Source organism: Actinomycetota bacterium (assembly GCA_035697485.1).
GTDB lineage: Bacteria > Actinomycetota > UBA4738 > UBA4738 > HRBIN12 > JAOUEA01.
Genome location: DASSCU010000015.1, coordinates 177,708 through 200,221, shown reverse-complemented (window position 1 = coordinate 200,221; position 22,514 = coordinate 177,708). Strand labels below are relative to the sequence as shown.

Here is a 22,514-nt window from a genome sequence, read left to right as displayed (position 1 = left end):
CCGGACCCCGTGACACCGTTCGTGGTGTCGGCCGGCTTCCCTTCGGGCGTGAGAGGGGGTATGACCCCGACGTGAAGGTCACGCTCGTTCCGCACACGCACTGGGACCGCGAGTGGTACGAGCCGTTCGACGTCTTCGTCGAGCGGCTCGTGCAGATGATGGACACGCTCCTGGATCTCGCGGCCGAGGGGTTCCCGCACTTCCACCTCGACGGGCAGACCGCGATGATCGATGACTACCTCGAGCGGCGCCCCGAGCGCGCCGACGAGCTGGCGCAGCGCGTGCGCGAAGGCAGACTCTCGGCCGGGCCGTGGGTGGCGCAGATGGACGAGTTCCTGGTCTCGGGGGAGTCCCACGTGATGAACCTGCGCATGGGGCTCCAGCGGGCGAGGGAGCTCGGGGCCGAGCCGCGCGTCGGGTACCTGCCGGACCAGTTCGGTCACATCGGCCAGATGCCGCGGATCCTGCGCGAGGGCGGCCTCGGGTGGGCGCTCGTCTGGCGCGGCGTGCCCGCGGCGATCGACCGCTCGACGTTCCGGTGGCGGTCGACGGACGGCGCCGCGGACGTGCTGTGCGAGTACATGCCGTTCGGCTACTTCGCCGGCGCCGGGCTGATGCGGGCCACCGAGCCACAGGAGCTGGCCCGGACGATCGAAGCGCAGGTCGAGCGGATGCGGCCGTTTCTCGTCGACGACCGAGTGCTGCTGATGGTCGGCTACGACCACGCCGGCCCCGACGCCACGCTGCCCGAGCGTCTCGTTGCGGCGGCGCCACTGATGCCGGCTATCGACGCCCGGGTCGGCTGCATCGACGATCACCTCGAGGGTCGTGTCCTGCCCGAGGACCTGCCCGTGTGGCAGGGCGAGCTCCGGTCGGGCGCGCGGGCCCACCTGCTGCCGAACGTGGTCTCGGCAAGGGTGCATCAGAAGCTCGACCGGGGCCGGGTCGAGCGGCTCGTCGAGCGGGCGGGCGAGGCGGCGGTGTCAGTGCCCGGCGCCGACCTGGAGATCCGGCGCGCCTGGCGCCTGCTCGTGCTGAACGGCGCCCACGACTCGGCCTGTGGGTGCTCCCACGATCAGGTGGCGATCGACGTGGACGCGCGGTTCGCGGAGGTCCGCGCGATCGCGGAGGACGTGCTCGGGCGCGCCGACGCCGACGAGAGCGCAGCTGCCGTGCCGCTCGTCGGGGCGGAGATCTCGGCGATCCAGGGCGGCATCGCGGTCGACGGCGTGCCGCTCCGGTTCCTCGACGAGCCCGACGCGGGCGATCTCTACACGTTCTGTTGGGCCGAGGAGGGACAGGAGCCGACCTCGCCGCGGAGCGTCGAGAGCGACGGCAGCCGGTTCCGCCTGGAGTGGGACGGTCTGACGATCCGCGGGCGCGCGACGCGACCGGCCGGTGAGTCGTTCCTCGTGATCGACGGCACGATTCGCAACGAGCGAGAGGACCACCGCCTGCGCGTGCACGTCGACCTCGGGGAGCCGGCCGACTGCGCCTGGGCGGGCGCCCCCTTCGAGATCGTCGAGCGGCCGCTCGTGGGCGAGGGAGGCGACGTCGAGGCGCCGTCGCCGACGTGGCCCGCCCGGAACGTCGTCCTGGCGTCGGACGTCGCCGTGCTCGGCGAGGGCGTGTTCGAGTACGAGATCGTCGACGGGCGCGCGATCGCGGTCACGCTGCTCCGTTGCGTCGGCACGATCAGTCGGGAGACGCTCGCGACCCGTCCCTGGCCGGCGGGACCTGGGACGCCGACGCCGAACGCGCAGATGCTCGGCGACACCGAGTTCCGGTTCGGGATCTGGCTCGGCGCCGATCGGGAGCGCATGGCGGAGGTCTCGGAGCGATTCGCGACGAGCGTCGAGCGGGCCGTGCGCCCGGGGTGAGACGGGCTCGACGCCCTCGACGGGTCCAGCCGGGGAGCATCGCGCGAACGAGGGTCAGGTGCGACCGCGGATCAGGCGCCGCACCAGATCCAGGACTACTGTGGCGTCCTCGTCGCTCACGCAGACCGCTCGGGGTCCTCGTCCTCCGTCGCCTTGCGCACGGCTGCCCCGGCGGTCTTCTGGACCGAGCCCTTCGCGCGCTGGACGAGTCCCTTGGCCTCGAGGGCTCGGTCGCCCTTCAGCCGTCCCGCGAGCTGCCGGACGGCCCCCGCCTGCTCGTTCAGCTCACCGCGCTCTTCGGTCGTCTTCCCCGCCATGTCGTCCCCCTCTGATCGCTCGTCCGCCGGACGGACCTTCCCGGCACGGCCCGGGTTCAAACGGCCACCGCCCTGGATCGGGGACGTCGGTGCCGCCTCCTCCCGCCGTCGCCCCCGCGGAGGGAGACTGCGTGAGTACGTTTGGCGGTCGGAAGGGCAGGGAATGTCGGGCAGATGCGATCCACGATCCAGGACTCCACGATCCGGCTGCCTGCCGCGCCGGCACGCTCGCTCAGGAGGTTCGCGACCGACGTGGTTCACCGCTATCGGGAAGCCGACGGCACGAGCCACACCCGGGCCCTCGCGTACCAGACGGTGTTCATCATGCTCTCGGGGTTCATCGGGCTCGTCGGGCTCGCGAGCGTGCTCGGCCTCGCCGAGATCCGGCGGACCGTGCAGCACCTCGCGACGAGCGTCGCGCCGGGTCCGTCGGGACGCCTGATCCAGGAGGCCGCCCAGCAGGGCGCCTCGGGCGGTGCGATGGTCGCCCTGGCCGGCCTCGGCGCGGCGTGGATCTCAGGCATGTTCGCGATGGCGCAGGTGCAGCGCAGCGCCGACCGCCTCGTAGGGCGCGGGCACGAGCAGGAACGGTCCGGCGCTGCCAAGTACGTGCGCGCTGCCATGCTCGCCGTCCCGGTCGGCCTCCTGCTGGGACTCGGGGGGGTCGCGCTCGGCGCAGGGAACTCCGTCGTGGAGGGGTTCGCCCTCGAGGGGACGGCCGACCTCGTGTGGAACGGGTTGCGCTGGCCGATCGGCGTCGCGCTCGTCGCGGCGGCGCTGCTGTTGATGATGCGGGCCGCACCGACGGCACCGCTCGGCTCCACGCGACGGCGCGCGGCCGGCGCGGGCGTCGCGCTGGTGCTGTGGACGATCTTCACGGCCCTGCTGAGCCTCTACTTCGCCGTGTCGACGACGACGACACGGACATACGGGCCGTTGCTCGCGGTCGTCGCCCTCGTGCTGTGGTCGGGGCTGACGTCGCTCGCACTCCACATCGGCATCGCGACGACCGCCGAGCTCGAGCGTTCCTGATCGCCGTGACGGCGATCGTGACCGAGATCGTCGAGTGGTTGCGGCCGGCCTTCACGACGCTCGGATACGCGATCGTGCCGACCGCGATGTTCCTGGAGTCCGCCGCGTTCCTCGGCGTGCTGATCCCGGGGGACGTGATCCTCGCCGTCGCCGGCGTGTATGCGGCCAGAGGTGAGATGTCGGTGCCGATCGTGATCGTGCTCGGCATCGTGGGCGCGCTCGCCGGTGAGATGGCGGGCTTCCTGATGGGCCGGCGGTACGGACGGTCGGCGGTCGATCACCTCCCGTTCGCCGACTGGTTCGGCCGAAAGGTCGACCGGGCGAGCGAGGCGATCCACGAGAACGCGGGGAAGACGATCGTCGTCGGGCGGCTCGCGACCGGCGTCGCGGGCATGGTGCCGTTCGCAGCGGGCATCGCGGAGGTGCCGACGAAGACGTTCGTCGTGTATTCGATCCCACTGGTCGCCGGCTGGGCGACCGCCGTGGTCCTCCTCGGCACCGTCATCGGGAACAACGTCGAGCTGATCGACCGCATCCTGTCGTCGATCGGATGGGCCGTCGTGGCCGCGGTCGCTCTCGTGCTGGTGGGGCGATGGGTATGGCGGCGCCGGCGGGCGAGCCTGGGCTGATCGGCCCGAGTGCCGACACGCCGACATCGAGGGCCAACCCCACCGGTGGACTTCTGGATGCCGCCGCACTCGACGCACGCAGGCTCGGGGTCGCCCGTGCGCACCCGGTCGAGCTGGTCCTGCATCGGGGTGCGGCGCCCGCACGACAGGCAGGTCGCCTCCCGGATCGTCCCGTGGAGCTCGAGCACGGCTCCAGGTCGGCCAGCGATCGATGTTCACCAGGCGCATCGACGTTGGATCCGTCGTCCACACCCCCTTGGGTCCCCGGTCGTCGGGGATGCCCGACTCGGTGCTGATGCCGGCACCGGTGAGGACCGCGATCGCATCCGACGCGCTCACGTAGGCGGCGACGCGCTCGATGTCGCGCTGCGTTCGGCCGCTCCACACCCCGTCTCCTCCCATCGCCCGATGTTCGGCGATGCGCCGGTGATCCATCGTCACGGGAGGCGAACGCCGCGCCGTCCCCTTGGGCCGATCAGGAGGGCCAGTCGGGCTTCGGCCTCTTCTGCGTGAGCAGATCGTCCAATGAGGGTTTGCCTGCCTTCGCGGCGGCGGCCTTCTCGATCTCATCGCCGAGGCGCTCGTCCGGCCCGACGTCGCCCGCGGCCGACAGCAGCTCGTCGAGCGACTGCCCCGCGCTGCCCTTCAGCCGGATGCGCAGTGCGGCCAGCACGGACGCGTGGTGGTCGGACAGGCCCTGGCTCATCTTGATCTCGGTCAGTGCCTCTTCCGCCTTGGCGAGGAGTTCTTCGTCGTCCACGGCGACAGTCTGCCACGGCGGAGCGTCCGCGTTGACGCGGGCGATGGGTGATGGCGACTTCCGGCCGCGGGTCGGCCGCTTCCGATCTCACCGCCGACTCGTTTGCGGGCCGGCGGCTCGGGGAAACGATGACAAGGTCGCCGTGACCCGCACCGGCGGGCGACTGTACCGCCCGGCGACGCTCCACTCCGACGGAGCGGGAGGGACGGCTGCGCCCGTGCAGCCGTCCCTCTTCCTTTCCTCGGCAGCGCGGATGTGGCGAACTCGTTGCTTGCCTTGGGATCGGTTTCGTGGCGGCCGATTCTCGGTAAGGAGAAGAAGCGATGGACCGAGAGATCTTGCTCGAACAGATGCTCAGCGCCAGGAGCCCGAACGAAACCTCCTCTGCGATCTACGCCGCGCGGGCGTGGCTGTCCCACCATCCCGAGGACCCGAACGTCATGTCCGCGATGGAGGATCTCATCGAGGTGGAGCGCGAGTCCTTGGGGTTCCTCGCGTGAATCGTCGTCACCGGCTGTCCTAAGGAGGGATGATCATGGATGACCTTCTGATGATCCGTTTCGCTCTGGACAACGTGCACCCGCCTGAGATCGCCGAAGGCGCCCGCCAAGCGCTGGATCGACTCATCGACGGCGATGGGGTCGGCGACCACGAAACGCCCGATGGACGCCGGTATGAGCGATCGAGGGAACGGCCTAGGTTCCAGGTCGTCCCCGAGCTTCCTCGCTGAGCCAGGTCTCGGCACGGCCGCGATCCCGAGCCGCAGTGCTACTCGCTGGTGCGGGTTTCGACCGGCGTCTCCGCGGCGGAGGAGACGCCGCCGTCCGGCGTCGAGGGGATGCGCCCCAACACTCGGGACGCGATACCCGACGCCGTCGACGAGAGCACGCCCCCGAGGCGCGCGGACAGATCCGCCTTGTACTCGAGCGCGTCGATCGTCTCGACGATGCGCTGCCGAGCTCCCTCGATGTCTGCCCGGATCTGCGCTATTCGGATGGCCTCAGCGCCTCGATCTTGCTCCGTATCCACGAGATGTCCTCCTCAGCGGTCGCCAGCGTGCGGGCAGGCACGAAGGGCATCCCCTCGCGCAGCCTCCTCCGCCCGATCTGAGCGAGCGTCGCTGCCACGGCCACGAGCACGCCCCCCGCGATCAGGGCAGCGGCCCACGCAGGCAGCACGATCGCCAGGGCGAGCACGGCGGCCGCGATCAGCGCTCCGAGAGCGTAGAAGGCGAACGCCGCGGCGCCTGCGATGAGGCCCAGTCCCATGCCCGCCTTCGACGCCTTCTCCTTCAGCTCGATCTTCGCGAGTTCGGCTTCGCTCCGCGCGAGCAGGGACACGTCGGCGACGAGTGAGCCCAGCAGTGCCGTGATCGAGGCATCGCGCCTTCCGTTGGCCGATGCGTCTGTTGTCGTTGCCATCCCCACTCCTTCAGGTGTGCTAGCGAGGTCCTTCCCCCTGGAGGCGCTGCGCACGCATCCGACGGTCGATCATGTTTCGCGGCTCGCAGCGCGGGAAGGAACCGCAGAACACGACGAGGATGTGAGATGAGCAGCGTCGAGGATCATCGGACGACCGTCGAGGGACTCCAGGACGCCGGCAAGGTGATGGCCGAGGCGGCTGGGGCCGTCGCGGTCGAACGCGTGCGCGCCGAGGTCGACGTGCGGTCGAGCCGCGCGGCGGTCGAGCTGAAGGCGTTCGCGGTCGCGATGCGTGCATCGAGCGCGAGCTTGCGCGAGCAGGGCCATGACGGACAGGCCGACGTGCTCGACGAGGTCGGGCACAGGGCCGACAGACTCGCCGCTCGGCTCGCGACGGCCGACAGCGACGATCTCGCCGAGGACGCCAGACGCCTCGTGCGACGGGCGGCCGAGTTCGCACGGAGCGAGCCGGCCCTCGTGATCGCGGGAGCCTTCACGCTCGGCTTGCTGGTGCCAAAGGTCCTCGAGGCCGTCGCGAAAGAGCCCGGAGTTGACAGAGAAGAGGAGGAGTGACATGGCAGAGACCGAGAACCAGTCACCGATGGAGACAGTGACGGAGAAGGCTGGCGACGCTGCATCCGCCGTCGGCGGAGGCGCCAAGAAGGTAGCGACCGCGGTTGCCGAGAACCCGCTGCTCGCCGCCGCGGGCGCCGCCGCCGTGGGGGCCGCGATCGGCGGCACCGCGATCGCTCGCGAGCGGAAGTCCAACGCGAAGAAGTCGACGTCGCGCAAGAAGAGCTCGCCCAAGAAGAAGAGCTCACCTCGGAAGAGCCCCGCGAGGAAGTCGTCGGCGAAGGGGAACCCGGCCAAGAAGTCCGGCGCGAAGAAGTCCAGCGCCAAGGCGTCCGGCGCGAAGGAATCCAGCGCGAAGAAGTCCACGGGCAAGCCCACCCCCAGGAAGTCGTCGACGAAGAAGAAGGCCACCACGTCGAGCGGGTCCGCGAGGACGACCCGTCAGTAGACGAAGCCGAACCAGGGGGACGGATCCCACGCGAACATCGTGTCGGCTCGCGTGAGCGTGCCCGGCGTGCGCTCGTCCACCTGGTGGGCGCGGCGCAACTGCCGGAACGAGCTGCCGGCCAAGTAGGCGGCGCCGAGGGTGGCCACGCTGCACGACAGGTCGGGCTCGGCGTCGGTTCGGCGGCACGTTCCGCGTCCTCCTTCGACCACGAGCTGGTAGCGGCTCGACGTCGAGGGCCGGAACGCGTCGGTGACCTCGAGCACGAGCCGGCCATCGCCTGAGTACCGGCGACCGGTGAGTGCGCGCTCGACGTCGAGGACCCGCACGAACAGTCCGTCCTGGATCACGGCGTTCAGACGGCGCGGCTCGGCGACGAGCCACAGCAGCTCCTCGTCGATCGGACGGTCCTCAGCTCTCACCGTCGCGACGAGGTCCACGTCGAACAGGAAGCGCCACAGGGCCGCGGTCGCGTCGGGATCGGTCGCGACCAGGTCGCGCACCGTGAGCTCGTTCGACGGCACGTTGCGGCTCCAGTCGTGCTTGACCGTGTAGACGGCGTAGCCGTCGACGGTGCCGTCGTCTCGTTCGTGCACCGCATAGAAGCGCGGATGCTCCTGGTCGCGCGGGCGTTCGAGCCACATCGCCTGCCACCAGCGGTCGTCGACGGCGATCATGCCGGGCGTCGCCGAGGCCAGCGCGTCGTAGACCGGACGCATCACGGGGAGGGCCTCGTCGCGAGGCAGCACCCGAACGCGTCCGCCGATGCGCACGTCGGGAACGAACGCCGACCGGTCGGCCGACATCTCGATCATCGTGCAGAGCGAGGCCATGCCGTACCCGAAGCGGCCGTAGATCGCTGACTCCGATGCCCAGAGGTAGGCGAGGGGCTCGTCGCGCTCGACGGCCTGGTCGAGGATCGCCGACATCAGTCGCGTGTTGATGCCGCGGCGGCGATGGGATGGCAGCACGCCGACGGCGGTGACGCCGGGGGCCGGCAGGGCACCTCCGGGCACGGTGAGCTCGGTCGTGCAGGCGCCGGCGGTGCCGACGATCTCACCGCCGTCGACCGCGACGAACCACCGGTCGGGCTCGGCGATGATGCGGTCGGCCTCTGCATCCTCGGGAACCCACCGGGAGTGGAACGCGCGCTCCACCACCTGCAGGAACGCCTCGAGCTCGCCGGGCTCGATCGAGCGGATCGTGATGTCGTCCATCCGTCGCAGCCTACGCCGCGAGGCGCGGTGAGGCGGCCGTCGTTGTCGCGATGTTCCAGGATCGATGAATCAGAACCGGAAGGGGGGCTCGATCGGCGGTGTCGCTCGTGCGTCCGACGGTCGGAGAGGGTCGGATCTCCCCCGAACGGTCGACTGCGCATCGCCACGGCACCTGCGACGCTACGGGTGTCGCCGTGAGAGACCCGGGGGGGTTCTCCAACCTGCACGCGGCGACCTGAGGATCGAGGGGTCGCGGGGGTCTCGCGCAGCAGCCGTCCTCGCGGCCCCTCGGTCCCATCACCGGGGCGCGTGAGGATCGGGAGATTCCAGACCATCGGCCCATAGCGCGAACGCCTGCGCACGACTACGTTCCTGGGAGACGTCCGAATGCAGTCCCCGACCCAGGAGAATCGCCGATGGATACCCCCGGATCCGTCCCCGTGATGCGCGCGTCCGCCTCGACCGGCATCCCGTCACCGGGCTTCAAGACGGCGAGGCGCGGGTTCGACCAGCAGCAAGTGCTCGAGTACGTCAAGCGTCTGGCCGACCGGATGCAGACCGTCGAGAACCTGGAGCGACACCTTCGGTCCGAGGCAGAGCAGGTCCAGATGCAGCGCGACGCTGCCCTCAGGGAGCGCGACGCGGTCGTGGAGCAACGAGATGCCCTCCTCCGCGAGCGCGACGCCGCTCTGCGAGACCGCACGTCGGCTGAGGCTGCGACCTACGAGCAGGTGTCCGGACGCGTCACGGAGCTCCTGATGTCCCTGGACCAGGAGGTCGAGACCGTCCGGGAGGAGACACGCGCCGAGGCGGACCGGATCCTCGCCGACGCCCGGATCGAAGCCGAGCGCGCGCGGCGCGAAGGGGTCGAGGCTCGCACGGCGGCCATGGAGGCCGCGCGGCGTATCCGCGAGGACTCCGAGCGATCCCTGGCCGACCTCACCTCACAGCGTGACGACATGTTCGAGGCGCTCCGCCGGACGTGCCGCGAGTTCCTCGATGTGGTCGGGGCGCTCTCCGCCTCGATCGCGGCCGGGGAAGACGCGAAGGACGAGGTCGTGATCCCCGACCTGATGCCCGAACCCCGGGCACGCAGCTGAGCGTGGCCGACCACGCGGCGCGCACGACCTGTTGATCGCAGCGACGGCGATCGCTCGCGGCCGTCTGTCGGGGACCTTCGACCGGTCGGGCGACCGGTCGGGCTTCGAGGCCATCGACGGGCTGATCCTCAGGCCTTGATGGTCAGCCTGGCGGACGAGGGTCGTGCCAGCCGCCGTCGCCCTCGATCAGGGTCTCGGCTGCCTCCGGCCCCCAGGTCCCGGGCTCGTAGAGGTGCACCGGGGTCGCCTCGTCGAGGATCGGGTCGACGACGCGCCACGAGGCTTCGACGATGTCCTGGCGTGAGAAGAGCTCTGCGTCGCCCATCATCGCGTCGGTGAGCAGCCGTTCGTAGGGCTCCATGCGCTCGCCGGGCTGGTGGTAGGCGACCAGCTCCACGTCCTCGCCCTGCATCTCGTCGCCGGGCACCTTCGCCCGGGCGCCCAGGTTGATGCTCACGTCCGGACCGAGCCGGAACAGCACGTGGTTCGGGTGTCCCAGGACCGCCTCGCCGAACACGTCGCGCGGCGGACGCTTCAGCTCCACGATGACTTCGGTGGCCGTGACCGGCAGCGACTTCCCGGCGCGGATGTAGAACGGCACGCCCGCCCACCGCCAGCTCTCGACCTGCATGCGCACGGCCGCGTACGTCTCGGTGGTGGAACCCGGAGCGACGCCGTCGGCCTCGCGGTAGCCGCGTACCTGGCCTCGCACGACGTCGTCGGGGGTCAGCGGCCGGATCGCCTCGAGCAACCGGAAGCGCTCGCTCATGAAGACGTCGTGGTCGGGGCCGGCGGGTGGATCCATCGCGACGAAAGCCATGACCTGCAACAGGTGGTTCTGCACGACGTCACGGATCGCGCCCACCTTGTCGTAGAAGCCTTCGCGCCCCCGCAACCCGAAATCCTCGGCCATCGTGATCTGCACGCTGTCGACGTAGTTCCGGTTCCAGAACGGTTCGAGGAAGGTGTTCGCGAACCGGAAGTAGACGAGGTTCTGCACCGGCTCCTTGCCGAGGAAGTGGTCGATCCGGAAGATGCGCTCCTCGGCGAAGACCGAGCTGATGATCTCGTTCAGACGGTGAGCGGAAGCGAGGTCACGACCGAACGGCTTCTCCACCACGACGCTTCCGTGCTCCGCGCAGCCGACGCGCGCGAGGTGCTGGGCGACGGTCTCGTACAGCGAAGGCGGGATCGCCAGGTAGTGCAGGGGGCGGCGGCTCTCGCCCAGCGACACCCGCAGGCGGTCGAACGTGTCGCCGTCGGTGTAGTCGCCGTCGACGTAACGCAGCTGCGAGGAGAGCCTCGTGAAGGCGGCCTCGTCGAGCCCGGCCTCGTCGTCGGCGAGCGCCTCGCGCATGTGCGCCACGAACTTCTCGAGGTCCCACCCCGACCGGGCGACGCCGACGACCGGCACGTCGAGCGACCCGTGGCGCACCATGGCCTGCAACGCGGGGATGATCTTCTGCCGCGCGAGGTCGCCGGTGATGCCGAAGATCACGAGGGCGTCGGCGTGCGTGTCGGGCATCGAGCCACCTTACCTGCGTCCGCGGATAGCCTCCGGCGGCGTTCGAGGCGGCCGGGAACGATGGGTGCGATCGATCCGGGGTGCCCGGCCTAGGGAGCCGGTCGGTCCCGGCGCTCGCCGCGGACATGGTCCTCGTCGGTCTCGGTCCAGACCTCGTCCACGTTCTCCACGTTGAACCCGTACTCGAACACCAACGTGCCCCCGTAGGCCGCGCCGAAGAGCACGAGCGCGGCGGCGAGTACCGAGAGCACGAGCCACGCGAGCTGGGTCTGGCCCTCCTCGAAGCTCGGGATACGCAGCAGCAGGTCGGCCAGCGTGATCACCGTGACGGTCACCATGACGGTCGCGTGCCAGTTGATCGTGCGCCAGACCTGCGTGTGCTTCGCCCGACCGATCGGGCCCGACTTCCGGTCACGCGGGATCCCCTTCCACCAGTCGAAGAAGCCCGTGATCGCGGCTCCGAGACCCACGACGAAACCTGCCACCATCACGAACGTGGCTGCGGCGAAGAAGTCGTGGGCCTTGGGGTCGTCGCCGGACGAGACGTAGGAGATCAGATCGAAGACGGCCGCCAGCGAATAGCACACGATCGGGAAGTCGGTGAGCGGCGGATGGAACGGCTTGCCGGTGAACCCCCGAAGGCCGCGGAACCGACGCCCTCTCAGACTCAGCGTCGGTCGGATCGAGTAGATCTTCGGCATGGTTCCTCCTGGTGCTGGCTCGGCCGGGGGTCCCTCGATGACGTGTCATCATGCCATGGGTGCGTTCCGAACCGCAGCGTGCCCGCCGTGAAGCACCCGTCAGCCGGAAGAGGACGACACTGTGACCGCTTCCCCGCCTTGGATGCGGAGAGGTCGCCGGCCGAGAGCCCGTCCCCCGATCACCGCGCCCGCCGCCGTCGGCTGCACGATCATCGACCGCAGTCCGGTCGCGATCACGACCTGCATCGTGCCCGGTTCCGAAAAACGCTTCGGTGTGAGGCCGCCGTAGTAGAAGGCGAGGATCTGGGACGCGGTCCAGCCCTGACGGGCCTTCCCGTACGCGCCCCACTGCACCATGCCCACGCCGTGGCCCCACCCGCGGCCCGTGACGACGAGGCCCCGTGGACCCGCGGCAACGTCGAGCCAGCCCGACGGGATCGTGACCGGGAGTCCGTCGCTCGGGTAGCGCCCGGGGAGCAGGCAGGGTGCCCACGTGTTCACCGCGTCACGCAGGGTCCCGGTGTCGATCGTGCCGGTGCGTCCTCCGCCCTTCAGGCGCACCGTCGATCCGTGCACGGCTGCCGAGGCGATCGCCGTTGTACCCGGCCACTCGCCCGCGGCTCGCAACACGGTCGTAAGGTCGTCCAGCGGGAGGTCCACCTGCCAGCGCGAGAGCGGCGACGCGCCGTCGTGGCGTTCTGTGACCGGACGCAGGTAGGGAAGCGGGGAGCTCCCGAACACCTCGTCGTTGCCGTACGTCCGTCCGTTCGAGGTGGAGTAGTAGACGGTGTCCGCCGGCCGTCCGCCGAAGAGCAGCACCTGACCGCGGGTCTCCCGCACGGCCCGGTACCACCGCGCCATGCCGGGCGGGGTCGGATGCGGGATTCCGCCGTAGACCTGGCAGTCCGCGGTGCCGCAGATCGGGGTGTCGAGCGACTCCCCCTGTTGGCCCGACCATCCGGTCCGGGCGAGCACGTAGCTGCGAGCGGCGACCACCTGGGCCTCGAGCGCGGCCCTCGGCCAGCTCGGGGGCACCTCGGCGATGCCTTCGAGGTACTGCCGGAACGAGATCGTCACGGTCGCGGTGAGCGTGCCGTCGTCGGCGGTCCGCACCGCGAGCGTGCCCGGGTAGTCCCCGTCGAGCGTCGGCCGCTCGGCGTCGACGCACCGCGACGACGTCCACGGGTAGGCGCCCCGGACCCGGAACGAACCTCCCCGCGGGGCTCGGATCGAGACGCGAGGCGCGCTGAGCTCGAGCGCCCCGTCCGCCGACGTCGGCGACGGGGTCTCCGGTTCCCGGGATGGCGCCGGAGACGGGGTCGGCGGCGACGAGCGGGTGCCCGGCTCTGCCGGCGCGGAGGTGCACGAGGACAGCAGAGCGAGACAGACGAGCGCGCACGCCGACGCTCGGGCGGGGACGCGGAACCTCATGCCTGCTCCAGGCTACGCCGGAGCGGTACCCGCCAACACTGCCGCCCCCATCGCCCCCGAGAGGTCGCCGAGGCCGGCCGGCACCATCGTCGGGGGGTCGTGGGTCGCGAAGAGCGACCGCTGCACCTCGGCGGCGATGCGGTCGACGAACGGCTGGCCGAAGCGCTCGGCGAGGCCCCCGCCCACGATCACGGCCTCGACGTCGAGCAGATCCTGCGCCGAGGCCAGCGCGAGACCGAGGGCCCAGACGGCCTGGCCCATCAGGCGCTCGGTCATCGCGTCGCCGTGCTTCAGGGCGCGATCGATGATGCCCGAGGTCATGCGGTCCTTCCCGTGCTCGGCCATCAGGTCGAACAGCACGGTGTGCTGACCCTCGGCGACGAGGCGTTCGGCCTTGGCCTGCATACTGGCGCGCCCCGCGTAGGCCTCGAGGTGCCCGTGGCCGCCACAGCCGCATCGTCGGCCCTCGGGCTTCACGGTCATGTGCCCGATCTCGCCGGCTGCGCCGCGGCCGTGCCACACGGCGCGGTCCAACACGAGCCCGCCGCCGACCCCGGTGCCGACGAAGACGCTGAGGAAGCTCGCGTGCCGCCGCCCGGCTCCACGCTCCAGTTCCCCCAGCGTGGCGACGGTGACGTCGTTGTCGATGCGCACCGGAACGTCGTCCAGGCCCCGGGACACCGTCGGCCCCAGCGGATAGGGCTCGCGCATGCCGACGATGTTCGGGCTGTTCGACACGACGCCCTCGTGCACGTGGCCGGGCGCCCCCATGCCGACCGCGGTGAGTTCCTCGTCGCCGACCTCCGAGGCGGCGACGGCCGATCGCACCGAGTCGACGATCGCGACGGCGACCGCGTCGGCACCGTCCTCCGGGGTCGGGAGCCGTGCGCTGCCGAGCACCTCGCCGTCGCGCACGACGATCGTCTGGATCTTCGTGCCTCCGAGATCGACGCCGGCGACGATCTCGCCGGGTGCCTCGTTCGCGCCGTTCGAGTCCATCGTGGCAAGCCTAGCCACGAAAGCGTGCGGCGTCGGACGCCTCAAGGAGGGGGTTCCCTGGACCGACAACCACTGCGGAGGCGAGCACGTCTCCGGAACACCCGCCGAGGCGCACGCCTCCGTCGACGCCTGAGGAGTCCGAGATGGACACGCTCGACACGCCACACGAGGCGCCCCGTGGCCTCGACACCACTCAGATGGATCTTCCACAGCCCCCGGTCGCGCCGGCGAGCCCTTCGGAGAGCGGAACGACGCATCGGCGAGGCCGGTCGTGGATCGGCTGGGCCGTCGCCGCCGCCCTGTTGCTGGTTGCGATCGCCTCCTCGTGGACCCTGTCGTCGGATCTCTCTTCGGAGCGAGCCTCGGTCGAGTCGCAGGCGGCTGAGATCGAAGGACTCGAGGACGACCTGGCGTCGCTCACCGACGACATCGCCGCGTTGAACGACGAGGCCGGCCGACTGAAGGATGAAGGGGCCGATCTGCGAGGAGCGATCGGTGACTGCCGCGACGCGGCCGCCGGAGGCAAGCGCATGCTGGCATGGTTCGTCAAGGTCGGGTTGGGTCGCGCGTCGTTGTCCGAGGCCAAGGGGGAGTTCCGGGACTACCGGAAGGAACTGCAGGTCTGCACGTCACAGGCGAACTCGAACGGCGTCTTCTGACGCGACCGGTCGGGGATCGATGATGGTAGGGCGTGTACCGATCGGCGTCGCGGCGCTGACGGCCGTCGTCGCGATGGTCGCGGTTGCCGTCGCCGTGCTTTCGCTCGGGAAGGCGAGCCGTCTCGAGCGCGCCCTCGATGATCTCCGGGTGCGACCGAGCGGGTCGCCCGCGGTCGATGCGTTCGACCCTGCCCGTGTGGCCGAGATCGGGGCGGCGTCCTCGGTGACCGTGTTCAGTGGCAGCGGTCTCGGCACCGGGTTCGCCTTCGCCGCCGGCGATGACGGCGGGAGCATCGTCGTGACGAACTTCCACGTCGTCGAGAAGGGTCGCTCCCAGCCGTTCCGGACCGTGCAGGTGCATGTGGGCGACGAACACCTCGCCGCGCACCCCTATCGTTGGGACGCCGACCTCGACATCGCGTTGCTCGACGTCGAGGTGCAGATGCCCATCCTCGAGAGCGCATACTTCGGCGACGTGCCGCCCACGGTCGGCGATCCTGTGCTCGCGTTCGGAAGCCCGGAGGGTCTCCAGGACACCGCCACGGTCGGCATCATCTCGGCGATCCGATCCACGTGGTTGCAGACCGACGCGCAGATCAACCAGGGGAACTCGGGCGGGCCACTCCTCGATCGCGACGGACGGGTGCTCGGCATCACCTCGCTGGGAGTCGGCCGTGGCTCGGGTCTCGGGTTCGCGATCGACATCCGGCAGGTCTGCGAGCTCGACGCAACCCTCGCGTGCGAACCGTCGGCGTGACCCGAGCCGGCTGACCCGGGCGTCGGCGCTCGAGCGCGCGAAGCCAGGAAACCGATCAGCCCGGGACCGGTTCCTCGCTCAGTAGTCGCCGCGCCGCCGCATCGCGCGCGGCCGGCCGTCGGGGTCGACGACCGTGCGGTAGATCGGCCTGGCCCACCAACGCTCCCACCACGCCACGGCGGGAAGCCGATGGTTGCGCAGCCGCCCGACGGGACGGGGACCGCGGCGGCCGGCGGCGTGCCACGCATCGAGTTCATCCGCCGCCCGCCGAGCCCGTTCGAACGCCTGAGCCGGATCGACGAGCCTCGAGCCGTCGGGATCGCCCAGGTGTTCGCCCATCAGGGTCAAGCGCAGATCGCGCGCGAAGACGCGCGCACCGTCGCCCAGACCCGCCGGGTCCGCCGGTTCGCGGAGGTCGCGGTCGCCGTCGAGGATCGCGCACGACAACTCGGAATCGTGCGTCCACGACCGGCGGTTCAGGTTGTCCGATCCCACGGCCGCCCACGTGTCGTCGACGACCACGGTCTTCGCGTGCACGTAGATCGGCGTGCTCTCCTCGTTCTCGAGGTCGAAGATCGCGAACCGGTCGCGTCCGAAGGCGTCGAGACGATCGACGAGCTCGAGCTGGGCGAGCCGGTGAGGGGGGCCGGAGAGCGGGCCGTTGCGGTCGGGCACGCGGGGCACGACGACGATGAGTTTCAGGGTCGGGGTGCGTTCCATCGCGTCGGCGAACAGGGAGCCGACGTCGCTCGACCACAGGTACTGATCCTCCACGTAGATCAGCGAGCGAGCGCGCTCGAACGCCTTGCGGTAAGCGCGGACGACGCTCCGCTCGCCCTGGGGCGCGAAGGGATAGGGCGGACGCAGGGCGGGGTAGGTGCGCAACACCTGCACCGCGATATCGCCCGCGGGCGGCGGGTCGGCCGGGGTCTCCGGCATCACGGCATGACGTGAAGGCTGGTCCGCGGCGCGCGAGACCGCCGAGCGCACCGGGCCGCGGTGCCCCTCGAACGGCGTGCGATCGTTCCATCGCTCACGGAAGGTGTGGTCGAGATCGCCCACGGCGGGTCCTCGCACCGCGATCTGCAGGTCGTGCCAGGGGGGCCGCTCTCCGTAGCTGTCGTCGAGATCCTCGGGCTGGGGGTCGCCCCGATGCTCGTAGTCGTCGCGACGCCCGTGACACAGATCGATGCCGCCCATGAACGCGACGTCACGCGAGGGATCGCTCGGACGCCGGATCAGCACCAGCTTCTGATGGTGCGATCCGGCGCTGCGCACGCGCTGGTCGAGCGCGATCTCGCCGCCGGCGGCGTTGACCGCACGGGCCAATTCCACGTGGTGCTCCATGTGGAAGCCCGTGAACTTCGGATGCGATCGCCAGACGAGGCCACGCACCTCGACCCCACGCCGCGCGAGGTCGCAGAGCACGTCGGCGAGGGTCTGCCCGTCGACCAGCCGCTCCTCGGGGTCGCCTCGCCAGTCGGTGAACGACACCGTGTCGCCCCGCTGCGTCTCGCACAAGGCTCGGTACAGCGCCTCGAAGTACGGGCCACCGTGGACCAACGCCTCGACCGCGTTCCCGGTCGTCCATGCACGTCCGTCGCGCCGCCGATCGTCGATCGAGGTCGCAGGGTTCCCGCGCTCGGCGGGGGTGAGGAACCACTCGTTCTGCTTCTGCGCGTTCCTCGGCATGGCGTCGAAGCCTACCGCGCCGGGCCTGGGTGAGGTTTCCGAGGCACGCCCGGCGGGAAGAAGCCAGGGTGACGCGCGAGAGCGCAGGAAGGAGGTCCCTGTGGACACCGACACGAACATCTGGAGCTACTCACGGGAGTACGTGAGCGAACCGCTCGACGTCGAGGGCTTCAAGGTCGAGGCGACCGACGGTGACATCGGCAGGATCGACGAGGCCACCTACGAGGTCGGAGCGTCCTACGTCGTGGTCGACACCGGCCCGTGGATCTTCGGGCGCAAGGTCGTCCTCCCGGCCGGCGCGATCGAGACGATCGATCTCGACAACCAGAAGGTCGTCGTGCGCCTCACGAAGGACCAGATCAAGGGCTCGCCCGAGCTCGACGAGGCCACGGACTATCGGTCCGACGAGTACCGATCGAGCCTCGGCAGCTACTACGACCCGTACGTCCGGCTCTGACCCGGGGAAGGGTTGAGCCGAACCCGGAAGGGGCCGCGTCCACGCGGCCCCTTTCGCGCTGCTAGACCGGTTGCCAGTCCGGGAAGAAGTCGATACGCCCGAACGTCTTCTGCACCCGCACGGTCCCGTCGTCGCGCATCACCCAGACGCCGATGCGGCCGTCGTTTCCCACCCGGTTGAACGCGATCCGTCGGCCGTTCGGCGCGAAGGTCGGGGCGAACTCGTCCTGACGGGTGTCGGTCAGGGCGACCGCGTTCCCGCCGTCGGCGTCCATCACCCAGACGTTGCCGTTCCTCGAGAAGGTGATGCGCCCCCCGTCGGGCGCCCAATCCGGGCGCTCGTCGATCTTCGGCCCCGAGGTGAGCGGCGTCGGGCTGCCCCCGTCGGCGTCCATCACCCAGATGTCGTCTGGCGCGGCCCGGTTGCTCGTGAACGCGATCGACGCGCCGTCGGGCGACCATTCCGGGAACGCGTCGAACCCCACCGTCGACGTGAGCCGGGTCTGGTTCGAGCCGTCGGCGTCCATCACCCAGATGTCCTGGAAGGAGTCCAGGGCGTTGGATGTGTACGCGATCGCCGAACCATCGGGCGACCAGGTCGGCCAGGTCTCCTGCACATCCGGCGTCGACGTGAGTCGCGTGACTTCGCTGCCGTCGGCGTCCATCGCGAAGATGTCGCAGTTCCCGGTCTTGGTGCCCACGCAGCGCACGTAAGCGACGCGCGTGCCGGCCGCGTTCCAGTCGGGCATCGACTCCGTACGGTTGGGGGTGTCCGTGAGCCGTCGCGTGCCGGTCACGCCGGGAGCGACCACCCAGATGTCGACCTGCTGCCGTGACGACCGGCCGAACGCGATGTCGCCGTTGCCACCCGGGAAGGCGGCGAACGCCGTGGCCGTCGGCACCGCCGCGAACGCCAGGGTTGCAAGCAGGAAGCTGCATGCTGCCTTCGTCATGTCCGCACGATACCCTGGGGGCGGTTCCCGGGGTCAGTCGGTCGACGCGATCCCGTGGAAGAACTCGCGACCCGTGGTACAGACGTCGGCGCGCCATCCGAGGCCGGCGAGTCGTTCCTCGAGCTCCTCCGGCGCGTAGTACACCTTCACGATCGTGTACTCCCGCCCGTCCGTGAGCTGCCGCCTGAGCGCGAACCCGGGGCCGTCGTGCACGGTGTCCCCGATCGTCGACGCTCGGTGTTCGGCACCCGCGAGATCGTCGCAGAAGAACGCGCGACCGCCGGGCGCGAGCCACCCGGCGAGCCGATGCCAGAACTCGTCGAACCGTTCGGGCAGCACGTGGGAGATCAGGAACGCGAAGACGATCGCGTCGAAGCGCACGCCTTCGGGCGGTTCCCACTCGAACAGATCGGCCTGCACGTACTCGATGTGGTCGTCGCCGAGCCGGTCACGATTGATCGCGAGGGCGGAGGCCGCGGCATCGATCGCGATCAACCGCGTCGCGTGCGGGGCGATGTGACGCGTGAACAGGCCCGTCCCCGCGGCCAGCTCGAGCACGCCCCCCGAGGGCGCGAAGTCGTCGAGCGCGGCTTCCAGCTTGGCCGTCTCCTCGAACCAGCGATGGTTCGCCTCCGGACCCAGGTCGTAGATGCCACGCCGGTACCAGACGTCGTCGTATTCGGGAGCCCGGTCCTCGTAGTAGCGGCTCTGCTCCCGCAAGATCCCATCGATATCACTCGTCATGTGCCGCCGCAAGGGTACCGCGCGGGTCGGAACCATGGCGCCGCAATGGTTCACGGTGGCTCGACGGGTGGGATCGTGCCGGTTGCAGCGGCACGAGTGTCGCGCTGATCATGCGCCGCCCTTCGGGACGATCTCGTAGACCTTGATCGGACGGCTGATCCCCTTCAGCTCGATCTCGTCGACGAGCCTCCCGTCCACGAGGTGTTCGACCGCGACCATCGTCCGCTCGGTCACGAGGATCTGCCGCGCGCTCGCCTTGTCGGCGAGTCGCGACGCCAGGTTCACCTGGTTGCCGAGCACGGTGTAGTCGGTACGAGCGGGCGAGCCGATGTCGCCGACCGTCACCCACCCGGTCGCGATGCCGATGCCGATCTCGAAGACCTGGTCGTATCGCCGGTACCAGTGGTCCTCGAGGGCACGCATGCGCTCGAGCATCTCCAGCGCCATGCTCACCGCCCGCTCGGCGTGGTCGTCCTGCGGGATCGGGTCCCCGAAGAAGACCATCACCGCGTCGCCGACGTACTTGTCGAGCGTGCCGCCGTGCTTGAACACGATCTCGGTCATCTCCGAGAAGTACTCGTTGAGCTCATTGACGAGCTCTTCGGGCTCCATCTGCTCCGCGGCCGCCGTGAACCCGCGTACGTCGGAGAAGAAGGTGGTGAGGAACTTCCGGCTCGGGCCCAACGTGACGTCCCGCGAGCCGGACACGATCGAGTCGGCGAGCTTGGGCGAGAGGTAGCGGCGCAGCCGCGACGTGCGTTCCAACTCGGCCACCTTGGTCTCCACCGTCTGTTGCAGGTTGTCGTTCAGCTCCTGCAGGTCCCGGTACAGGGTCGAGAGGTGCCCCGTGGTGCGGTTGAGGTTCCGCGTGAGGTTTCCGAACTCGTCGCGGTTGGGCACGTCGACCCGGGTCTCGAAGTCACCCTCGGCGATCTGCTCGAGGGCCGCGTCGACGCGGCGCACCGGTCGGATCAGCGACCACGACAGGATCGCCCCGAGCGTCAGGGCGATGAGCAGGCTGACTCCCGAGAAGCCGGCGACGGCGATCGTCAAGAACCGGCGGTTCGAGGCGAACGACTCCGTCTCCGCGGAGACGAGTCCCTCGGAATCCGTGATGAGCGTGCCCAGGTGGGCCTCGAGGGCGTGCGAGATCTCGTGTTCCTGGTCGATGTGCAGCGCGAGGGCCTCGTCGATCTGATCCTGGTTGTACAGCTCGGTGACGGCGTCGCTCGAGGCCGCATAGGTCTCGTTCGTCGCCTCGATCTCGTCGAGCAGCGACGCCTCGCTGGCGGCGCCGTTCGCTCGGATGTCGCTGAAGTCCTCCGCGAAGGCGTTCTTCGCCGCGTAGATCTTCGGCGTCCAGGTCGGATCGTTCAGCTTCAGGAGCGCCATCGCCCGGTAGTGGCTCTGTGCGGTGACCCCGTAGATCATGTCGCGCGCCTGGCTCGCCTGGTGATTCAGCGCGTTCAGGGTCTCGACCTGGTCGTTGAGTCGACCCAGGACGGCGACGCTGAGCAGGCCCATCGAGAGCAGGAGAAGGGAGATCAGCAGGAACCCCGACAGGAGCTTGCGGTGCACCGTCGCTCGTATGCCGGCGACCCAGTCGACGAACGGACGCAGGAACTTGGGCAGCGGTCCGAGGTCGTCGCTCGTATCGAGCCGTATGCGGTCAGCAGCGTCGATCGCCATGTGGCCCCCCCGTTGGATCCGATAGGTGGATCCTCAGGATGCACCGATGCGGCCGCGGGGGGAAGTCGGTCGCGCTGTGTTGAGACGGGGAAGCCTCGGGCGACCTCCTTCCGAATCCGACCGGAGGATAGGGTTCGGTTCGTGGGCATCGATGGAGCCAGGCGGGTCGCGATCGCCATCGCGGTGGCCGTGGTCGCGTTCGCCGCGGGCACGCTCGTCGGGAACGAACCCGAGACGCCGGCGACCGAGACCGTGGCGTCTCCTTCCTCGACCCGGACCGCGACCGGCCCAGACGCGCGGCTCGTGATCCCGCTCGAGATGGAGCCCTACGATTATCGGAATGCTCCGCCCCGCGAGGCCACGCCGGTGGACGGCTTCTACATGCGGATCTTCACGATCGAGGAGATGGGCGGGCCAGAGCTCGGGATGCCCTATCACTGCCTGCGCTGCGTGCCCTACAGCGTGGATGCCGGCGTGCAGACCCTGCTGCTGCACCAGGGCCGCTTCTACCTGGAGCACCAGCTGAACGAGTTCCGTGCGCTGGGGCACTACGTCGTCGACGGCGACCGCATCGCGTTCTTCAACGACGTGAACTGCTCGCAGACGCGCGGAGAGTACACGTGGAACCTCGAGCACCGGCGTCTGAGCTTCGAGGTGATCGACGACCCGTGCCCGTTCGTCGACGAGCGCTCCCACGACCTCACGCTCGAGCCTTGGTCACGTATCGACGTCTGCTACACGGGCATCAAGGATTGGTACCCGGTGCGCGTTGGCTGCAAGGGCGTCTGACTCGCTCTCCTTCGTCGACGTACCGTGGAGAGGATGGACGACTTCCCTGAATGCCCGTGTCGCGGGTATCGCGAATGCCCGATGTGTCACGACATCCGGCCGTGCGGCCACTTCGGGAAGAGTCGCTGGTGCCCGCCGTGCCAGCGTCTGCGCAAACAAGGGATGCGTCCTCGCGCGAGGCGGGCCGCTCCGATGCCCGCCGGCCGCATCTGCGCCGGCGAAGGCTGCGAGACGCGGCTCAGCGTGTACAACCGCGAGTCGTACTGCTCAGTGTGCGCGTAGGGCTACGCGACAACGGTCTCGCAGCCGATCGTGTCGTCGCGCCCGTCGATCGCACAGGCGTCGTTGCCGGGGCCGGCGCGCAGCACGTCCCTCGCGTCCGTCCCGTCGATGCCATCGAGGAAGTCCGGTCCTCGCTGTCCCCGCATGATGTCCCTCCCGAGCCCGCCGACGAGCCGATCTTCGCCCGGGCCTCCGCGGATCCTGTCGGCGCCGACGCCACCCTCGATCAGGTCCTCCCCGTTGCCACCCATGATCCGGTCCAGGCCGGGGCCGCCGAGGATCTCGTCGCCGCCGGCGTATCCCCAGATCGTGTCGTCGCCGCCCCTGCCGCAGATCACCTCGCTCCGCGCGGTGCCGACGAGGCGGTCGGCGGCGGGGGTGCCCTCGATGTCGCACCGCCCAACCGTGGAACCGGTCGCCGGGCTGAGGACGATCCCGCACAGGGCCATGACCGCCACCGCGA

25 protein-coding genes are annotated in these 22,514 nt (G+C 69.9%); 11 read left to right on the top strand and 14 right to left on the bottom strand.

From position 1 onward, the window contains the following. Positions 1-71 precede the first annotated feature (71 nt). Positions 72-1,880, top strand: coding sequence for a hypothetical protein (locus VFI59_04095; protein HET6712873.1), 1,809 nt, complete (start codon positions 72-74; stop codon positions 1,878-1,880). Positions 1,881-1,996: 116 nt separating this feature from the next. On the opposite strand, the gene VFI59_04090 is transcribed toward VFI59_04095, so the two are convergent. Further along, a complete protein-coding gene (locus VFI59_04090) occupies positions 1,997-2,197 on the bottom strand; it encodes a CsbD family protein (GenBank protein ID HET6712872.1) in 201 nt (66 codons plus the stop codon). Between the two features lie 174 nt (positions 2,198-2,371). Between VFI59_04090 and VFI59_04085 the strand changes: the two genes are divergently transcribed. Continuing rightward, a complete protein-coding gene (locus tag VFI59_04085; protein HET6712871.1) occupies positions 2,372-3,229 on the top strand; it encodes a YhjD/YihY/BrkB family envelope integrity protein in 858 nt (285 codons plus the stop codon). A gap of 5 nt (positions 3,230-3,234) precedes the next feature. After that, positions 3,235-3,858: a DedA family protein gene (locus tag VFI59_04080; GenBank protein HET6712870.1), complete on the top strand. Its 624-nt coding sequence runs from the start codon at positions 3,235-3,237 to the stop codon at positions 3,856-3,858. Between the two features lie 475 nt (positions 3,859-4,333). Here the strand turns inward: VFI59_04080 and VFI59_04075 are convergent, their stop codons facing one another. Next, a complete protein-coding gene (locus VFI59_04075; GenBank protein ID HET6712869.1) occupies positions 4,334-4,618 on the bottom strand; it encodes a hypothetical protein in 285 nt (94 codons plus the stop codon). 323 nt (positions 4,619-4,941) lie between these two features. On the opposite strand from VFI59_04075, the gene VFI59_04070 reads away from it, so the two are divergent. After that, positions 4,942-5,118, top strand: coding sequence for a hypothetical protein (locus tag VFI59_04070; GenBank protein HET6712868.1), 177 nt, complete (start codon positions 4,942-4,944; stop codon positions 5,116-5,118). Between the two features lie 268 nt (positions 5,119-5,386). Here VFI59_04070 and VFI59_04065 read toward each other — a convergent pair whose 3' ends face one another. Beyond that, positions 5,387-5,647 carry a DUF3618 domain-containing protein gene (locus VFI59_04065; GenBank protein HET6712867.1) on the bottom strand — a complete coding sequence of 87 codons (261 nt, stop codon included), beginning with the start codon at positions 5,645-5,647 and terminating at the stop codon, positions 5,387-5,389. Then, positions 5,605-6,039, bottom strand: coding sequence for a phage holin family protein (locus VFI59_04060; protein ID HET6712866.1), 435 nt, complete (start codon positions 6,037-6,039; stop codon positions 5,605-5,607). The genes VFI59_04065 and VFI59_04060 overlap by 43 nt, the downstream gene beginning before the upstream one ends. Positions 6,040-6,165: 126 nt before the next feature. Here VFI59_04060 and VFI59_04055 point away from each other — a divergent pair, with 126 nt between their 5' ends. Together VFI59_04055 and VFI59_04050 are read left to right on the top strand one after the other, a co-directional pair. Further along, positions 6,166-6,612, top strand: a complete 447-nt coding sequence (locus VFI59_04055; protein ID HET6712865.1) for a hypothetical protein — start codon at positions 6,166-6,168, stop codon at positions 6,610-6,612. 1 nt (position 6,613) lies between these two features. Then, the gene (locus VFI59_04050) at positions 6,614-7,060 is read left to right on the top strand and encodes a hypothetical protein (protein HET6712864.1); all 447 of its coding nucleotides are present in this window, start codon (positions 6,614-6,616) and stop codon (positions 7,058-7,060) included. Here the strand turns inward: VFI59_04050 and VFI59_04045 are convergent. Beyond that, positions 7,054-8,274 carry a GNAT family N-acetyltransferase gene (locus tag VFI59_04045; protein HET6712863.1) on the bottom strand — a complete coding sequence of 407 codons (1,221 nt, stop codon included), beginning with the start codon at positions 8,272-8,274 and terminating at the stop codon, positions 7,054-7,056. The two genes, VFI59_04050 and VFI59_04045, sit on opposite strands and share 7 nt — an antisense overlap. A 416-nt stretch (positions 8,275-8,690) precedes the next feature. On the opposite strand from VFI59_04045, the gene VFI59_04040 reads away from it, so the two are divergent. Further along, positions 8,691-9,374 carry a hypothetical protein gene (locus VFI59_04040; GenBank protein ID HET6712862.1) on the top strand — a complete coding sequence of 228 codons (684 nt, stop codon included), beginning with the start codon at positions 8,691-8,693 and terminating at the stop codon, positions 9,372-9,374. Positions 9,375-9,516: 142 nt separating this feature from the next. Here VFI59_04040 and zwf read toward each other — a convergent pair whose 3' ends face one another. From zwf to VFI59_04020, 4 genes are all read right to left on the bottom strand, one after another. Continuing rightward, on the bottom strand, positions 9,517-10,899 hold the full coding sequence (gene zwf, locus VFI59_04035; protein HET6712861.1) for a glucose-6-phosphate dehydrogenase: 1,383 nt from the start codon (positions 10,897-10,899) through the stop codon (positions 9,517-9,519). Between the two features lie 89 nt (positions 10,900-10,988). Further along, positions 10,989-11,600, bottom strand: coding sequence for a DUF2231 domain-containing protein (locus tag VFI59_04030; GenBank protein ID HET6712860.1), 612 nt, complete (start codon positions 11,598-11,600; stop codon positions 10,989-10,991). A 99-nt stretch (positions 11,601-11,699) separates the two neighbouring features. After that, entirely contained in the window at positions 11,700-13,031 is a 1,332-nt protein-coding gene (locus tag VFI59_04025; GenBank protein ID HET6712859.1) for a SpoIID/LytB domain-containing protein, read from the bottom strand. Between the two features lie 12 nt (positions 13,032-13,043). Continuing rightward, positions 13,044-14,030 (bottom strand): ROK family protein, encoded by a 987-nt coding sequence (locus VFI59_04020; protein ID HET6712858.1) that lies wholly within the window; start codon positions 14,028-14,030, stop codon positions 13,044-13,046. Positions 14,031-14,173: 143 nt separating this feature from the next. On the opposite strand from VFI59_04020, the gene VFI59_04015 reads away from it, so the two are divergent. Together VFI59_04015 and VFI59_04010 are read left to right on the top strand one after the other, a co-directional pair. Then, positions 14,174-14,689, top strand: coding sequence for a hypothetical protein (locus VFI59_04015; GenBank protein ID HET6712857.1), 516 nt, complete (start codon positions 14,174-14,176; stop codon positions 14,687-14,689). 19 nt (positions 14,690-14,708) lie between these two features. Next, positions 14,709-15,446, top strand: a complete 738-nt coding sequence (locus VFI59_04010; protein HET6712856.1) for a trypsin-like peptidase domain-containing protein — start codon at positions 14,709-14,711, stop codon at positions 15,444-15,446. A 78-nt stretch (positions 15,447-15,524) separates the two neighbouring features. On the opposite strand, the gene VFI59_04005 is transcribed toward VFI59_04010, so the two are convergent. Continuing rightward, complete coding sequence (locus VFI59_04005; GenBank protein HET6712855.1) at positions 15,525-17,138, bottom strand: phospholipase D-like domain-containing protein; 1,614 nt, start codon at positions 17,136-17,138, stop codon at positions 15,525-15,527. 100 nt (positions 17,139-17,238) lie between these two features. Between VFI59_04005 and VFI59_04000 the strand changes: the two genes are divergently transcribed. Continuing rightward, positions 17,239-17,595: a PRC-barrel domain containing protein gene (locus VFI59_04000; GenBank protein ID HET6712854.1), complete on the top strand. Its 357-nt coding sequence runs from the start codon at positions 17,239-17,241 to the stop codon at positions 17,593-17,595. Positions 17,596-17,656: 61 nt separating this feature from the next. On the opposite strand, the gene VFI59_03995 is transcribed toward VFI59_04000, so the two are convergent. From VFI59_03995 to VFI59_03985, 3 genes are all read right to left on the bottom strand, one after another. Then, positions 17,657-18,547: a DPP IV N-terminal domain-containing protein gene (locus VFI59_03995; protein ID HET6712853.1), complete on the bottom strand. Its 891-nt coding sequence runs from the start codon at positions 18,545-18,547 to the stop codon at positions 17,657-17,659. A gap of 33 nt (positions 18,548-18,580) precedes the next feature. Further along, positions 18,581-19,291: a methyltransferase domain-containing protein gene (locus VFI59_03990; GenBank protein ID HET6712852.1), complete on the bottom strand. Its 711-nt coding sequence runs from the start codon at positions 19,289-19,291 to the stop codon at positions 18,581-18,583. A 108-nt stretch (positions 19,292-19,399) separates the two neighbouring features. Next, positions 19,400-20,980 carry an adenylate/guanylate cyclase domain-containing protein gene (locus VFI59_03985; protein ID HET6712851.1) on the bottom strand — a complete coding sequence of 527 codons (1,581 nt, stop codon included), beginning with the start codon at positions 20,978-20,980 and terminating at the stop codon, positions 19,400-19,402. Positions 20,981-21,121: 141 nt separating this feature from the next. On the opposite strand from VFI59_03985, the gene VFI59_03980 reads away from it, so the two are divergent. Further along, positions 21,122-21,769 (top strand): hypothetical protein, encoded by a 648-nt coding sequence (locus VFI59_03980; protein HET6712850.1) that lies wholly within the window; start codon positions 21,122-21,124, stop codon positions 21,767-21,769. 284 nt (positions 21,770-22,053) lie between these two features. Here VFI59_03980 and VFI59_03975 read toward each other — a convergent pair whose 3' ends face one another. Further along, complete coding sequence (locus VFI59_03975; protein HET6712849.1) at positions 22,054-22,500, bottom strand: hypothetical protein; 447 nt, start codon at positions 22,498-22,500, stop codon at positions 22,054-22,056. Positions 22,501-22,514 lie beyond the last annotated feature (14 nt).